This window comes from Corynebacterium sp. HMSC073H12 (assembly GCF_001837775.1).
GTDB lineage: Bacteria > Actinomycetota > Actinomycetes > Mycobacteriales > Mycobacteriaceae > Corynebacterium > Corynebacterium amycolatum.
This window is the reverse complement of sequence record NZ_KV834033.1, coordinates 214419-228912: the sequence shown is the minus strand read 5'-3', so window position 1 is coordinate 228912 and position 14494 is coordinate 214419. Positions and strand designations below refer to the sequence as shown.

General features: G+C 57.9%; 16 protein-coding genes. 9 read left to right on the top strand and 7 right to left on the bottom strand.

Going from position 1 to position 14494, the window contains the following annotated elements; all coding sequences use genetic code 11:
• Positions 1–63: 63 nt before the first annotated feature.
• Complete coding sequence (locus tag HMPREF2708_RS04710; RefSeq protein WP_070832945.1) at positions 64–1326, bottom strand: aminotransferase class I/II-fold pyridoxal phosphate-dependent enzyme; 1263 nt, start codon at positions 1324–1326, stop codon at positions 64–66.
• Here HMPREF2708_RS04710 and HMPREF2708_RS04705 point away from each other — a divergent pair.
• A complete protein-coding gene (locus HMPREF2708_RS04705; RefSeq protein WP_070832942.1) occupies positions 1325–2698 on the top strand; it encodes an aminotransferase-like domain-containing protein in 1374 nt (457 codons plus the stop codon). The genes HMPREF2708_RS04710 and HMPREF2708_RS04705 overlap by 2 nt on opposite strands.
• A 24-nt stretch (positions 2699–2722) precedes the next feature.
• Here the strand turns inward: HMPREF2708_RS04705 and HMPREF2708_RS04700 are convergent, their stop codons facing one another.
• A complete protein-coding gene (locus tag HMPREF2708_RS04700; RefSeq protein WP_246840339.1) occupies positions 2723–2974 on the bottom strand; it encodes an iron chaperone in 252 nt (83 codons plus the stop codon).
• Positions 2975–2982: 8 nt separating this feature from the next.
• Here HMPREF2708_RS04700 and HMPREF2708_RS11245 point away from each other — a divergent pair, with 8 nt between their 5' ends.
• Both HMPREF2708_RS11245 and HMPREF2708_RS11240 read left to right on the top strand, forming a co-directional pair.
• The gene (locus tag HMPREF2708_RS11245; RefSeq protein WP_246840338.1) at positions 2983–3687 is read left to right on the top strand and encodes an MFS transporter; all 705 of its coding nucleotides are present in this window, start codon (positions 2983–2985) and stop codon (positions 3685–3687) included.
• On the top strand, positions 3618–4364 hold the full coding sequence (locus HMPREF2708_RS11240; RefSeq protein ID WP_246840337.1) for an MFS transporter: 747 nt from the start codon (positions 3618–3620) through the stop codon (positions 4362–4364). The genes HMPREF2708_RS11245 and HMPREF2708_RS11240 overlap by 70 nt, the downstream gene beginning before the upstream one ends.
• Here HMPREF2708_RS11240 and HMPREF2708_RS04690 read toward each other — a convergent pair.
• Together HMPREF2708_RS04690 and HMPREF2708_RS04685 are read right to left on the bottom strand one after the other, a co-directional pair.
• Positions 4348–5040 carry an AAA family ATPase gene (locus HMPREF2708_RS04690; protein ID WP_070832939.1) on the bottom strand — a complete coding sequence of 231 codons (693 nt, stop codon included), beginning with the start codon at positions 5038–5040 and terminating at the stop codon, positions 4348–4350. The two genes, HMPREF2708_RS11240 and HMPREF2708_RS04690, sit on opposite strands and share 17 nt — an antisense overlap.
• Complete coding sequence (locus tag HMPREF2708_RS04685; RefSeq protein ID WP_070832937.1) at positions 5037–6050, bottom strand: App1 family protein; 1014 nt, start codon at positions 6048–6050, stop codon at positions 5037–5039. The genes HMPREF2708_RS04690 and HMPREF2708_RS04685 overlap by 4 nt, the downstream gene beginning before the upstream one ends.
• A 93-nt stretch (positions 6051–6143) precedes the next feature.
• On the opposite strand from HMPREF2708_RS04685, the gene HMPREF2708_RS04680 reads away from it, so the two are divergent.
• Positions 6144–6470 (top strand): transglycosylase family protein, encoded by a 327-nt coding sequence (locus HMPREF2708_RS04680; RefSeq protein ID WP_005511827.1) that lies wholly within the window; start codon positions 6144–6146, stop codon positions 6468–6470.
• Here the strand turns inward: HMPREF2708_RS04680 and HMPREF2708_RS04675 are convergent.
• On the bottom strand, positions 6467–7696 hold the full coding sequence (locus HMPREF2708_RS04675) for an HNH endonuclease signature motif containing protein (protein WP_070832933.1): 1230 nt from the start codon (positions 7694–7696) through the stop codon (positions 6467–6469). The two genes, HMPREF2708_RS04680 and HMPREF2708_RS04675, sit on opposite strands and share 4 nt — an antisense overlap.
• A gap of 269 nt (positions 7697–7965) precedes the next feature.
• Here HMPREF2708_RS04675 and HMPREF2708_RS04670 point away from each other — a divergent pair, with 269 nt between their 5' ends.
• On the top strand, positions 7966–8487 hold the full coding sequence (locus HMPREF2708_RS04670; RefSeq protein ID WP_070832930.1) for a GNAT family N-acetyltransferase: 522 nt from the start codon (positions 7966–7968) through the stop codon (positions 8485–8487).
• On the opposite strand, the gene HMPREF2708_RS04665 is transcribed toward HMPREF2708_RS04670, so the two are convergent.
• Positions 8444–9397 (bottom strand): NAD(P)-binding domain-containing protein, encoded by a 954-nt coding sequence (locus HMPREF2708_RS04665; protein WP_070832927.1) that lies wholly within the window; start codon positions 9395–9397, stop codon positions 8444–8446. The genes HMPREF2708_RS04670 and HMPREF2708_RS04665 overlap by 44 nt on opposite strands.
• Before the next feature lie 51 nt (positions 9398–9448).
• On the opposite strand from HMPREF2708_RS04665, the gene HMPREF2708_RS04660 reads away from it, so the two are divergent.
• Positions 9449–10432 carry an LLM class oxidoreductase gene (locus HMPREF2708_RS04660; RefSeq protein WP_070832924.1) on the top strand — a complete coding sequence of 328 codons (984 nt, stop codon included), beginning with the start codon at positions 9449–9451 and terminating at the stop codon, positions 10430–10432.
• Here the strand turns inward: HMPREF2708_RS04660 and HMPREF2708_RS04655 are convergent.
• Positions 10416–11453 (bottom strand): aldo/keto reductase, encoded by a 1038-nt coding sequence (locus tag HMPREF2708_RS04655; protein ID WP_070832922.1) that lies wholly within the window; start codon positions 11451–11453, stop codon positions 10416–10418. The genes HMPREF2708_RS04660 and HMPREF2708_RS04655 overlap by 17 nt on opposite strands.
• Before the next feature lie 146 nt (positions 11454–11599).
• Between HMPREF2708_RS04655 and HMPREF2708_RS04650 the strand changes: the two genes are divergently transcribed.
• From HMPREF2708_RS04650 to HMPREF2708_RS04640, 3 genes are all read left to right on the top strand, one after another.
• Positions 11600–12928 (top strand): PepSY-associated TM helix domain-containing protein, encoded by a 1329-nt coding sequence (locus HMPREF2708_RS04650; RefSeq protein ID WP_070832919.1) that lies wholly within the window; start codon positions 11600–11602, stop codon positions 12926–12928.
• A 200-nt stretch (positions 12929–13128) separates the two neighbouring features.
• On the top strand, positions 13129–13329 hold the full coding sequence (locus HMPREF2708_RS04645; RefSeq protein ID WP_070832916.1) for a hypothetical protein: 201 nt from the start codon (positions 13129–13131) through the stop codon (positions 13327–13329).
• Between the two features lie 191 nt (positions 13330–13520).
• Complete coding sequence (locus HMPREF2708_RS04640; protein ID WP_070832912.1) at positions 13521–14015, top strand: hypothetical protein; 495 nt, start codon at positions 13521–13523, stop codon at positions 14013–14015.
• The last annotated feature ends 479 nt before the right edge of the window (positions 14016–14494 follow it).

Genomic DNA, 14494 nt, shown 5'->3' with positions numbered 1-14494 from the left:
GTCGAAGATGGACGGCCATTATTGATGAGGATGCCCTGGCGGATTTAGCGATGTAGGTAGGGGCTAGCGCTTAGCGTACTTCTCCAGGTGAGCTGCGAAGCGAGCGGCGAAATGTTCAATTGTCTCGACCTCAGGAAGAAAAGTAATCCGGACATATGTCCCGCCTTTCACATTGAAAGCGCTGCCTTGGACGATGTGAATGTGTTCTGCTTCCAGAAACGAGAGAACGAAGTCCTCATCCTTATCAATTTCGTAAATATTGCCGTCTAGTCGAATGAAAATGTACAGCGCCCCTTGCGGCTCGATGAACGAGATTCCGGGAATCTTGCTGAGTGCTGTAGTGGCAGCAACTTTTTGTTCGAAGAGGCGGCCACCGGGTCGTACTAAATTGTCGATGCTGTGTTCTTTGCCCAGCACGGCAGCAATCGCGTGCTGGGCCGGAATTGAGGCGCACATCCGCATTGAGGCCAGTAGTCGAATTCCTTTAAACAGGGTGTCCTGTTCGCGAAATCCAGTTGCAGTCACCCATCCAGCTCTCAATCCGGCCAAGCGATGCGTCTTGGAAAGGCCGGAGAACGTTAAGCAGGGGACATCCTGCGCTAGGCAAGCTGTTGGAGTGAATGAGGCTCCAGGGTACACAATGCGGTCGTAGATTTCGTCGGAAAGCAGCACTAGATTGTGCTCACGTGCGAGCTGGGCAATCTGGGAGAGAGTCTCCGGTGAGTAGATGGCGCCTGTGGGATTGTTTGGATTGATGATGACAATCGCCCGAGTTTTGGCTGTGATGGACTCGCGTATGTCATCGACGTCTGGCTGCCAATTATTTTCTTCTAGGCAGAGATAGTGCACGGGGACTCCGCCGGCGAGGGTGGTGGATGCGGTCCAGAGTGGATAGTCGGGTGAGGGGATGAGGATCTCATCACCGTCGTTGATGAGAGCTTGTAGACATAGGTTTACCAGCTCCGAGACACCATTTCCGACGAGAACGTGATCGCTATCGAGGGCGGGGAAGTCCTCATTCTGCGAGTAGTAGTCCACGACAGTCTGACGGGTGTCACTCAGGCCGAGGGAATTTGAGTATCCAGAAGTTTCCTCGAGGCCACGGTGCATAGCGGAAAGTACCTCTGCAGATGGCCGGAAGCCGAATGGGGCAGGATTTCCGACATTGAGGGGAATGACCTTTACGCCCTGACGCTGTAGCTCGTCGGCCTTGTCCTGAATTGGTCCGCGCAGGTCATAGAGAACATTGTCGAGGTGATGCGAAAAATGGATTGGGCAGGATAGCACTGCGCGCTTCGATACGATAGCGCTACTATGTATATTCATGGTTAACAGTAGCACGTCTATGTTGGTCGGCGAGCTGGAAACGTGGATTGCGCAACACAAAGCCGGAGAAAAGCTGCCATCCAGCCGTGAAATAACGCGGTCGTATTCGGTTAGCCCGGTGACAGTGCGAAACGCTATCCACGAACTGGCTACCCGCGGACTGGTAGAAGTGCGAGTCGGCGTGGGGGTATTCGTCAGGCATCGCCAACAACTCCCACGGGCGGACTTTAGCTGGCAAGTCGGAGCGCTGGGACCTCAGCCCAATACCGGACGGGTTCTGGCCGCCACCCAGAGAGCTTCCACTGATGAGGCAATCAGTCTGCATTCCGGTTATCCGGATGAATCTCTGCTGCCAACGAACTTGGTACGAAGAGCGCTTACCAGAGTCAGTAAATCGCACGATGCCTATCGACGAGCACCGGTGCGGGGGATGGCAGAACTGCGGCAGTGGTTTGCTTCGCAACTGGTACGGGCAAATGAGCGCGATGTGGTTATTGTTCCAGGCACACAGAGCGGGCTCGGTGCTATTTTTCGTGCCATTTCACCGAAGGAACTCATCATTGAGTCGCCTTCATATTGGGGTGCAATCCTGGCTGCTCGGCAGGCTGGGATTTCTCTACTACCAGTGGAAAGTGATGATGAGGGGCCAATCCCCGAGAGTCTGGAGAGGCTGCTACGAACGAGTTCTGCACGAGCTTTTTATGGTCAACCCACGTTCGGTAACCCTCATGGGAAACGGTGGTCGACAGCTCGTCGTAAAACAATTATTGAAATCATAAGAGCGTTCAACGCTTTCCTCATTGAGGACGATTGGGCACATGATTTCGCATTCGACGCACCTGATGTTCCGATAGCGGCGGATGATGCCGAAGGGCATGTCATCTATCTGCGATCGCTGACAAAGGTGATTTCGCCTGCAGTTCGGGTAGGGGCAGTAATTGCCAAGGGGCCAGTTCTTCAGCGGATACTCGCAGAAGTTTCAGCCGAAGCGTTGTACACCAGTGGAATTTTGCAGGCCGTGGCGCTGGACGTCGTCAAGCAAAGTGCGTACGCGACGCACCTCAAAAATATGCAGGTCGCACTGCGACAGCGACGAAATGATTTGCTTGAAGCTTTATCCAGATATGCGCCGTCGGTGGAAACTCCACACGTGCCTCAAGGAGGACTCAACTTGTGGTGCAGGCTTCCCGATGGCACAGACCCCCAAGAGGTTGCCGAACGTTGCGAAGGACGGGGACTGATAGTTGCGCCAGGACGGGACTGGTTTCCCTCCGAGGAAATCGGCCCGTATTTACGCCTGAACTTCGCGGGTCCCCATCCCGAGAGATTTGTTGATGCAGCGATGATTCTGGACAGCGTGGTTTCGGGCTAGCCACTAAATTCGACGGAGACCTTCCTACCGCCAAAACTTGGTCATGCCACGCTTGTCCTCCATGTTGAACTCGATCATCTTGGCAAGCAGGTCCAGCGGCATGGACTCGGCCTTGCCGTCCTTTGGCCAGGGGAAGCGGACCATCATTTTGCCGTAGGAGAGGCCGCGGGCATCGAACTCGTCGGCGAACTTTTCAATACCTGCGCGTTCCGGGGCAATCGCCATGTGCTTCTTGGTGTAGGAGAAGCCGATAATGAACGTGCCGTCAACTAACATGACTCCGAGTGGCTACAGATTTGAATACTCAGTTTGATCCCAAAAAGGCGTGGCCAGCGCTGTGGACCGTGTTGCTCGGCTTCTTCATGATTCTGGTCGACGCCACCATTGTCACTGTTGGCATCAACACCATCCAGCATGAACTGGGCGGTGAGCTCAACCAGGTCATGTGGGTGACCAGTGGTTATCTGCTGGCCTATGCTGTGCCGTTGCTTATTACCGGCAGGCTCGGTGACCTCTGGGGAGTCAAGCACACCTATGTAGCGGGCCTGGTTATCTTCGTGTTGGCGTCGCTGGCGTGTGGGTTGGCGCCGTCGTTAAGCATGCTGATCATTGCCCGCGTGGTGCAGGGACTGGGGGCCGCGCTGTTGACGCCGCAGACGATGGCGCTGATTACGCAGATGTTTCCGCCGGCGCATCGCGGTGCGGCGATGGGCCTGTGGGGAGCGGCGGCCGGAATTGCCTCGCTGACGGGGCCGCTGGCTGGTGGCGTGTTGATTGAGCTGCTGAGTTGGCGCTGGATTTTCCTCATTAATGTGCCGATTGGCCTGGTTGGGCTCGTTTTTGCGTTTCGCTATCTGCCGGCCTTCGAGACGCACCGCAACAAGATCGACTATCTGGGCGTCGTGCTCACGCAATTGGTATGTTCCTGCTGGTCTTCGGCATTCAGGAGGGGGAGAGTGCCGGCTGGTCCGGTTGGATCTGGGCATTGATTGCCGGTGGCGTGGTGATTCTTGGACTGTTCACTGCGTGGGAGGCCAAGACCACGGCCGAACCGCTGATGCCGCTGTCCCTTTTTAAGGATCGCAACTTCACCGTCTCCTCGCTGGCGATTGCCGTGATGGGTGCGCTGGTGGTCGCGGTTGGTTTCCCGATTATCCTCTTCGCTCAGAATGCCTGCGACCTATCGACCATCCAAGCCTCACTACTGCTCGTGCCGCAGGCGCTCATTTCCGGTGTCATGGCGCCGTGGACTGGGCGAATGCTGGACCGGCTGAAGTTCCGCCAGTTCGCGCTAATCGGTTTTGGGTCCTCGCTGGTGGGCATGCTCGGGTTTCACTACCTCATGCACGAGGAGCTTTCCGTGCTGTGGCTGTTGCTGCCGGGTGCCGCATTCGGTGTGGCAAACGCGTTTATTTGGGGCACGCTGTCGACGGCTGCCACCCGCAACATCGACCCGTCCCTCGCCGGTGCCGCCTCCGGTGTGTACAACACCATCCGCCAGATTGGCAGTGTGCTGGGTAGCGCGCTGATTGCCACCGTCATGGCGGCGGCGCTCAGCAGCAACCGTGGCGACTTCACTACCGCCATGAGTGATGCCATGTGGCTACCGGTAGCACTGTCTGCGGCAGGCGTCGTGGCATCGCTGGGGCTTAAGAATCCGGAGTAAAACGCTCCACCATGTAGTCAGCGATGCCGACGGGATCGGCTAGGAAATCCCTGGTCGCCCGTACCGCGAGGGTGTCTTCGAAGTGGGTGGTGTCGGCGTCGTCAAGCGAAATGATCATTGCTTCCGGTGCGGCGAGCAGGATGGGGGAATGCGTCGCCATGATGATCTGCGCGCCGGCTTCTGCGAGCGCGCCGAGACGGCCGAGGAGTTCCAGCTGGCGCAGTACCGACAGTCCGGCCTCGGGTTCGTCGAGGAAGATCAGCGATTCGGCACCGAAGCGACGTTTGGCCAGCGCCATGATGGATTGGCCGTGACTCATCTGGGTGAGGTCCGCCATGCCGTCACCGCCGGGGAGACTGCCGATCGATGCGTAGAAACGCGCGAGGTTTAAGTGCGCGTCGCCGCGGAAGAAGAACGTATCCGGGGGATTGCGCTTGGTCAGCGCGAGCGGAATCGGAGAGGTGCGCTCCTGCGTTTTAAACCGCGAGCCACCGTCCGTGTCGACCCCCATCGCCGACGCCAACGCCTCCAGCACCGTCGACTTTCCCTTGCCGTTTTCGCCGGTCAAGATGGTAATCGGCGTGGTGAAGGCCATGGGGAAGGGCAACGCGAGCTTTACGACGTAAGCCGGGAGCTCGGCATCATCGTGAATACGGGCCTGGCGGAGGTAGATCATGGTTGCGGCAGCTGGTCGATCTGTTTGAGCAGGTTAAAGCCGTCTGCGCCTTCGACGAACGGGACCTCCGTGTTCTCCAGTTTTTCAATCGGCACTGCCGTGCCGTGGGAGAGCACGTGCTCGCTGGGAGTGAGGTTGCGGATTGCGATTGCCGCGACCTTATCCGGATGTTCTGCTGCGGCTGTGCCGTAGATGAGCGGGTCGTACTGGCCGTCATCACCGACGAGAATCCAGTTGATTTCGGGGAAGTCAATAAACAGGTCCCGCAGTCGCACCTTCTTATGTTCCTTGCCCGAGCGGAACAGGCCAGTGGGCGTTGGCCCCCAATCGGTGAGTAGCAGTGGACCCTTCGGCAGGTTGTTGCGGTGCAGGAATTTTTTTAGTGTGCCGAAGGTGTTCCACGCGCCGGTGGAGAGGTAGATAACGGGAACGTCCGTGTCCTCATCGGTTTTGCTCGCGTAACGACGGCGAAGTTGCGCATAGAACTCGCTGAAGCCAGCGACGGCTTTGCGCTCGTCTGTCTCTTTGACCCAGGAGTTGTAGGCGGCGATGAGGGCGCGCGGCAGCATGGTGACCAACACGGTGTCATCAATATCGGAGACGATGCCGTATTTGGTTTCCGGGGAGACGATAAGAACCTCTGCGGGAGTGTCGTTGATGGTGATCTCGTGCCAGCCGGGTTCGAGGCCGTGATTCCGAATCAGCACCTCGATGTAGCCGTTGCTATCCGTGGTGGTTTCCACCGTGCGATTGCCGGCAGTGATGGTGACGGGAAAGTCCGCGAGTTCGACGGTAAAGAACTGCCAAAATCCGCGTTTTTTGTTTCGTTCTTCGTCTCGTTTTTTGGCCGAATCCTTCAGGAGGACACGGCCGAATACGCGAACGCGCCCTGCATTTCCGTACCCGGTGAAACCGATGATTTCCGGTTCCCAACCAGCGTTTTTGGAACGCTTGGCGGCCAGCGCGTTGATCCTTCTCTCGGTCTTGCGGACGATATCTGCCACGGACATGCTTTCCAGGATACGGGTTGACAGGGCGGGGGAGGGTGCGCGTAGGTTGGTCGGCCAAGAGAAAAGTCAACCCTTTAGGAGTGTTCTCTCTTTATGCGTTTTTCCGGTAAGTTCATCGCATCCGCCGCCGTGGCAGCAGGCATGATTGCTGCCCCGACCGCCGCCGCTAACGCTGCATCAGTTAGCGCCTGGGATCAGGTTGCGGCATGTGAGTCCGGCGGAAATTGGCAGACCAATACCGGTAACGGCTACTACGGCGGACTGCAGTTCTCGCAGCAGACCTGGAGCGGACACGGCGGTGACCAGTACGCACCAACGGCTGACCAGGCCACCAAGGAGCAGCAGATTGAGATTGGCGAGCGCGTGCTTGCCTCCCAGGGTGCTGGCGCATGGCCGAACTGCGGTGGCCCGCTGGGTTAATCCTCCCCATCATCAAAGACTAGATCTGGCACCGCCGCGAATGACAGCCACCACTTCATGTAGTGGTCATGGCGTGCTTTCGTCTTCTGAGTAGCGCGCTTGTCAAAAGTCTGTCGCCCGAACCCGGCTAACGGTCCGGCCGGGACGGTCGCCGCGGTAATGCCGTCGGCAGAGGACCACACCTCTGAGCCGTCCTCATAAGCCGTGATATCCCAGAGCTTGTGGGTTTTCAGGTTGTGGTGCTTCCGGCATAGGCAGTGCAGATTCTGCGTGTCGGTAGGGCCACCGGCTTCGGGGTCTTCCTGGTTGTACGGTGCGATATGGTCAATATCGCACTTGTACGCTGGGACTTCGCAGCCGGGGAAGCGACACGTGCCGTCACGACCGTGGACGCGGGCAACCTGCGCTGGGGTTGGACGGTAACCATTGGTGGCGCTGTCTGCTGAGAGGCGGACATGCGTCACCTTTTGCATCCACTCTTCCGTGACTAGCGCGCCGAGCCAGCCGACACCGTCCAGCCAGGCGTCATCACTGTGGGGCTCGCGGAAAACATTGAGCACAACTTCTGCATTGGTGCGCTGGTGAATCAGTTCCACAAATGCATCCGCCTGCGTCATTTCTTCATTCGCGCGGAAGACCGTTTCAATTGCGCACATGGCGAAGTAGGCGCGGTCCGGGCGCAGCGTGAGAATGATTTGGGAGTAGCTGTCGGGACGTTCCACCAGAGTCACCGATTCCGTATCGGTGATGGTGGGAATTGTGCCATCGGCGCGAGCACGGTCGTCCAAATCCGCAGCAATATCACCAATTTTGGTAGTGAGCGTGCGAGGGCCAATCATCGCTTGACGACGCTTCCGTGGCGTAACCAATGCCAGAATTTTCTTCTCCGCATCGGGTATTTGATCAGGCTCGATGCCGACCACGCCATGTGCAATGATGCCGAGTTGCCGCATAGATAATGCGCAGCTTTCCCGGGCGTAGGCCGCTAGCTGAGGCATTTTCTCCAGCAATAGGCCAATGTCACAGATACGCAGTGCTTCACTGCGGGTGATTCCCAGCCGAACGCTGATGCGAGCGGCATGGTTTTCAACGTCATCATCGCCTGCAGGGCAGCAGGCTTCAATCAACTCAAGGTGGGTGCGGTTAGTAGCCCGCGCGAGTGCTGAGAGCTCATCTTCAGGATTTTCATGAGCCCAATATGGTTCGGGTACTTGTTCGGACTTCATTGGATCCCCCTGGTGTTCCAATGGTTGTCGGTTTTCTTTCGAACTTACTTGCTATCGTACAGGTGCCGTTCTGGCTTGTAAAGAGAAATGGTGAGAGATTTTGAATGGTTTTTGTAGGTGTCGGCTGACTACAAAAGCGCTTGTTACCAGGTTGTTTGCGGGTTGCGCATGGGGGGTTGCGGAAAAATATAAATAAAACACCCGTTCGAAACTGGAAGCTTGATAATCTCGCATCTATAAAGGCGGAGCGCAGAAAACGGGGCAAAGCCATGATCATTCGGCAAGCAACGCGGGAGGACGCCGCGGCAATCGCGGAAATCTACAACGAGGCCGTAATCAACACCGTCGCCATCTGGAACGATGACACGGTCAGTGCGGAGAATCGCATTGCATGGATGGAAGCTCACTGGGACAAGGATTACCCGGTTTTCGTCGCCACGCTTGACGACGAAGTCGCTGGGTATGCCACCTTTAGTGACTTTCGTGACTTCGACGGGTTTCGGTACACAGTGGAAAACTCCATCTACGTGCATCCGAACTTTCAGGGCCGGGGCATCGGCGGGAAGCTCTTGCAGGTGACCATTGATGCTGCTCGGGAGGCGGGAAAGCACGTTTTGGTGGCAGCAATCGACGGCAGCAACGAGGGGTCGATTGCGCTGCACGAAAAGTATGGTTTCCAGCGCGTTGGGCTATTGCCTCAGGTAGGGACAAAGAACGGGCGTTGGTTGGACATGTTGTTAATGCAGGTCATGCTGACAGACGAGCAGCCACCCGCTCAGCCGCGCGCTTAGCGAAGGGGCCAACACCCATAATCGTGGCTGCACCGGGGCCAACCCAGTCGCCGTAGCCGACGAACTCGATGAGGTCGGAGTCGACGCTGCGGAAGGGGCTGAGCGCGGGGCGGAAACCGGTGCACCAGATGAGGTGGTCCGCGTGGACGTCGTCAAGCGAAGAGAACATGGGTGTCCAGGTGAGGGCACCGGAGTCGCGGGCTTTGCGGACGGACGGCAGGACAACGATGTCGCCGATACTGTCGGAGGGGCCGGGGTCGGGTTCGTCACGTGCGATGGCGAGTGCTCGCTGACGGTTGCGTTTGAACAGGACGCGGCCGTCGACGTCGTCGGGCATCCAGCGCGGTTCGTGGCGGGTGAACCAGGTGGGGTCGATGTCGGAAAGTACCAGTTCAGCGGCAATTTGGGCGCCCGAGTTCGCCGCGCCAACGACGGCAACGCGGGAACCGTCGAATGGCTCGGGGCCTGGGTAGTTGGCCGAATGCCACTGCTTTGCGGAGGTCGTGCCGGGGTAGTGCGGGACGAAGGGGCGGTTGCCGGTGGCGGCGATGAGTTGGTGGGACTCGAAGTCTCCGGCATCGCTGGTGAGGTGGAAGGTGCCGTCGTGGGTGACATGGGTGACGGAAACTGGACGCTGAACGCGCAGTTCGTAGCGCTTTTCGTAGGAGCTGAGGTAGTCAATCACATGGGAAGCGGGCGGGAAGCCGTCATAATCGGGCATCTGGATGCCCGGAAGGTTGGAGAAACCTGAGGTGGAAAACAGTGTCATCGAGGGCCAGACACTGCGCCACGAGCCGCCGGGAGCCGGCTGATTATCCAGAATAAGCGGATCAATGCCGTATTTGCGCAGGTAGTAGGCGGTAGCGAGGGCAGCTTGGCCGCCTCCGACGATGATGACATCCTCAAGCATGGTTCCAGCTTAACTGCGGGTGCGGCGGCAGCTGTACTACCGTTGAGCACCATGAGCTCGCTGTTTGATCTTTCGGACAAGCCCATCGACGAATTGCCCGGTTACCAGCGCACATTCGCGCCGGGCCGACTCACGGTGGGTCTCAGCCTGCCCATCGAACAGGACGCCGAAGCCGAGCCCAAGGACGCACTGAGCAATCAGATACGACTGATCCAGAAAGCCGAACGCGCAGGCATCGCGGCGGTGTGGGCACGCGACATCCCGCTGCGCGTGGAGACATTCGGCGACGTCGGCCAGGTCTACGACCCCTGGATGTACCTCAGCTACATCGCCGCACACACCAGCGACATCGCACTCGGCACCGGTGCAATCGTCGTGCCTTTTCAGCATCCGCTGGTGATGGCCAAGCGCGCTGCCACGCTGGACAGGCTTTCCGACGGCCGTTTCCTCTTCGGCGTTGCCACCGGCGACCGACCCGAGGAGTTCCCCGCCTTTAACCAGGACAAAGGCAAGCGTGGCGAGCGTTTCCGCGAGCACATCGAGGTCTATGAAAAGGCCCTCAGCACCAGTTACCGGCCTATCCGGTGGTCCGAGGGCAAGATGGGCGGATCGGACGTGGTGCCCAAACCGCTGGCACGCCGAGTTCCGCTGTTGGCCACCGGCTCCTGTCAGCAGAGCCTGGAGTGGAAGGCCGCGCATACCGACGGGTGGTTCATGTACCACAAGGGTTTGGAGATGCAGAAGAAAAACATCGCCAATTGGCAGGAAGCGGTGGCCAAGGAGTGCGGCGAGGACGTGTTCAAACCCTTCCTGGAATCACTGTGGATTGACCTGCATGAAGACCCCGGCGCGCCCGCGCAGGGCGGTCACTTCGGGTACCGCCTTGGCCGCAACAAGCTCATCGAACTGCTGCACTCCCAGCGACAGCTCGGCATCAATCACGTCAGCATCAACTTCCGCACCTCTAAACGGGATGCGGAAGAGCAGATTGATGAGCTGATTGAGTATGTGCTGCCGACTACACAGACTCCGTAGCGCCCTGCCACTGATTGATCCCGCGGTCGACGGCCCACTTGTCGATTTCCGCGAGTTCTTCATCGCTAAACGGCGCAGCATCCAGGGCGCCGAGGCTGTTTTTCAGCTGCTCCACCGACGATGCACCAATCAGAGCGGAGGTCACTTCGTCACGGCGGAGAACCCACGAGATGGCCATCTGTGCCAGAGACTGGCCTCGGCGTAAAGCAATGGCGTTGAGCTCACGGATGGCGGTGAGCGTGTCGTCGTTGAGGAACCCCGAGTTCATCTTGTGCGCGCCGAGACGCGAGGACTCCGGTACGCCATCTAGATAGCGGTCGGTGAGAAGACCCTGCGCAAGCGCGGAAAAGGCGATGACGCCCATGCCTTCGTCGGCGCAGGTTGCCAGCAGCTCGTCCTCAATCCAACGGTTGAACATGGAGTAGCTCGGCTGGTGAATAGTCAGCGGAGTGCCCAGCTCACGGGCGATTTTCTGCGCACGGCGAGTGAGCTCGGGGGAGTAGGAGCTGACGCCGACGTAGAGTGCGCGACCCGAGCGGACGAGGAAGTCGAGGGCGGCGACGGTTTCCTCGATAGGCGTATCCGGGTCGGGGCGGTGGTGGTAGAAAATGTCCACATAATCCAGGCCCATGCGCTTCAGTGAGGCATCGCAGCTGGCCACGAGGTATTTCCGCGAGCCGCCGAAGCCGTAGGGGCCATCCTGCATGTACCAACCGGCCTTCGAGGAAATGATCATTTCATCGCGGTAGGGAGCGAAATCCTTGGCCATGATGCGACCGAAATTCGCCTCCGCAGAGCCCTGCGGTGGGCCGTAATTGTTGGCGAGGTCGAAGTGCGTGACGCCGTGGTCGAACGCGGTGCGCAGAATCTCACGCTGCGTCTCGAGCGGCCGGTCATCACCAAAGTTATGCCAAAGTCCCAGCGTAATGGCTGGAAGCTTTAGCCCCGTGTCACCTGAGCGGTTGTATGGCATCGTCTCATAGCGGTTGTCATTGGCGTGGTACACGTCTGGATAAGCCATGTGTTCGAGGGTACGCGGGCTTTACGACGAATAGTTGCGCACGAGGTGGCCTTCAACGGGGCGCGTGGCCAAATGGTTACCCCTGGAAGTTAATAAAAGTGAGCTTGCTGGGGAACAAGTGAGGCGGTTCGTCCGACTAATAGAGCATGACTTCAATAGCCACAGGCGATGCCGCTGGAACGCCAGCCGCAAACCCCGTCGCACAGACTCAGAAAAATGGTGGGCCACGAGCATTACTGCACCGAATCCATGTCGTTGCAGGCATCCTCGTTGCGCCGCTACTCGTTATTGCAGCTGTCACAGGCGTGGCGTATGCCCTCGCCCCGAGCATAGAAAAGGTGGTTTACCACGAAGAACTAACTGCAACATCAGGCCTTCCCGCACAGCCTCTGGAAAAGCAGGTTGAGGTCGCGCAGCTCGTGCATCCTGAACTGCCGGTGACCGCAGTGCAGATCCCGGAAAAGCCGGGACAGACAACGCGAGTCATGTTCAACGATGAGCAGTTGAAGTCGGAGTCCTACCGACATGCGGTGTTCGTCGACCCAGGGGACTTGAGCATCAAAGGTGACCTGGTGCAATACGGTTCCTCGGCGGCGCTGCCACTGCGGGCCTGGATCTCGGAAGGGCACCGCAGGCTCTGGATTGATAGCAACTTTGGTCGCCTCTACTCTGAGACGGCAGCATCCTGGATGGGCGCACTGGCTATCGGTGGCCTTTGGCTCTGGTGGGATCGCTCGCGCCGCAAGCGGACACAGGGAACAAGTAAGAGGGCGCATCATATGCGTCGTCACGCGAATGTTGGTCTGGCGGTCAGCGTTGGACTTTTGTTCCTGACCGTCACCGGCCTGACGTGGTCGTGGGTGGCTGGAACGGGTATTGCTAAGCTGCGCGAGACGATGGACTGGTACGCGCCGAAACCAGCCATAACTGCAACTGCGCCAGCGAATTATGACTGGTCAGAGGCGAATAGTGTTATGAACCTCGCACGTGCCGAGGGGCTGTCCGGGAAAGTCGAACTGACACCACCGGAAGCTGGCACGGTGTGGATGGCCAAGGAAGCCCGCGAGGAATGGCGGATGGGCATTGAGACCGTCACCGTTGACGGGTCGACCGGAGCGATGGTCGATCGGATCCATTTTGCGGACTGGCCGCTGCCGGCGAAGCTGACCGAATGGCTGATCAACGCGCACATGGGCATCCTGTTCGGGTGGGTGAATCAGCTGGTCCTGGCGCTGATCGGTGTTGCTCTGCTGGCGATGATTGTGCGCGGGTACGCCATGTGGTTTGGACGCGGTCGAGGTGGTCGTCCGGGCAGATTCCCGGTGCCAACGCGCTGGCGAGATATTCGCCCGGGTGTTGCAGCGGCTGTTGTGGCGCTGTTGATTGCCTACTCGGTAGTTGCGCCACTGTTCGGTGTGACACTCGTTGGCTTCGTGATTATTGATTGGGCCTGGCGGAAGCTCCGGAGAGGTTAGTGTAGGTTCTATCGCCCTTGGGTTCCCTGCGTGAGCGGGGATGTTCCCGGGGGCAGGGAAACGTCGCGTAAGGCTGACTCGTTTTCCCAACTTTGAAGAGAACACCGATGTTCGAAAACCTAATCCGGCCATCCTGATAGGTTTCCCGTGAGGGCAGGAGAGGTTTCTAAAACTGTGCCGCACCACTTAAAGGAGCATAGATGAGTGCAATTATTCACGTCATCGCTAAGCAGTGGGAAAAAGGATGGGATTTGATTCTGGATGAAGACAATGTCACCAGTGTTTCTCACCTTGACAATGCCGAGCAGCAGGTGCGGGACTATCTCGACACTATTGAGCCAAATGTAGATCACAGCAGTATTGCAATCAGCATCAAAGTTTCCCCTGAGCACGAGCCATAAATAGCAATCAATGTGCAAACTCGTGGCGTGAAGTTTCTAATGTCCCAAATCAGGTCTGGGACCCCTGAATTGTCGTTGGAGAGGTTAGCGGAGGTTCTATCGCCTTCGGGCTCTCCCGCACGAGCAGGGCAATTCCGGTTTGATTAGGAGGGGGATAGTATCCCCGTGTAAACACTCAGGAGGGTAAACGCATGACGAAGTACTGGGATCACAACGGCAGTATCTACAAAGACGACGGCCAGGAAGATTGGTGCGTTTATAACCCGTCTTTGCGTGATTGGGAGCGCACCCCGCGCGCTAAGGAAGCCTACGACAAGGCAGGCCAAGACTCATTCGCCCCCATCACCGAGCAGCAGGCACTCGCTGAAATCGCAGAGCAGCAGGAACGCTACAACAACAAGATTCAGGACAGAATCAAGGAACTGCGCGCGAAAATGAAAGCTGTCGGTGCGCAGGACAGGCAGGCTGCTGAACAGCCGTACCCAACCTTTGCCGAGCAGTCCGCCGCATACCGTGAGGGCGCGCAGGCCTATAACGAGGGAAAATCTTGGCGCGATAACCCGCATGCCCCCGAGTCAGGCCTAGCCGCCCCGTGGCGCATGGGGTTCAATACCCGCAAGCAGCAGGTAGCGGAGATCAGGGCACAGCGAGCCACCGCCGCGAAACAGGAATTGGCAACAGAGTGAAACTAGGCTCTGCCCGCAAAACGCCCAGTCAGAACCAATGCAGCTCCTGCCAGTATCTTTCATTATGAGAGAGCTCCAGGTGTCCCATGCGAGCGATGTATTTCAGTCAGAGGAATCGGTTTTACTTCACAAGTTGACTGTTTTTAATCCGGCGGCTGGGAATCCCCTATCTTCTCGGATTAACTGAATTATTCCGCTATTCGTGTCACTCATTGTTTTTGATTGCTGGATGGGACTGGCGGAAGTTGTGGACCGGTTAGTGCAGACCGGTTAGTTTTATTGGTGATACAGTCTTGGTTGAAAGGGGCATCCCCGCTTGCGCGGGCTGGGGATTGGTTCTCATTTCCCCTGATAGACTTCATTACCCGGTCAACGCTGGAATGTCCAAGCTGGGGATTGGTTCTCATTTCCCCTGATAGACTTCTCTTTTACTACCTAGAGAGGGGTAGCAAGCTGGGGATTGGTTCTCATTTCCCCTG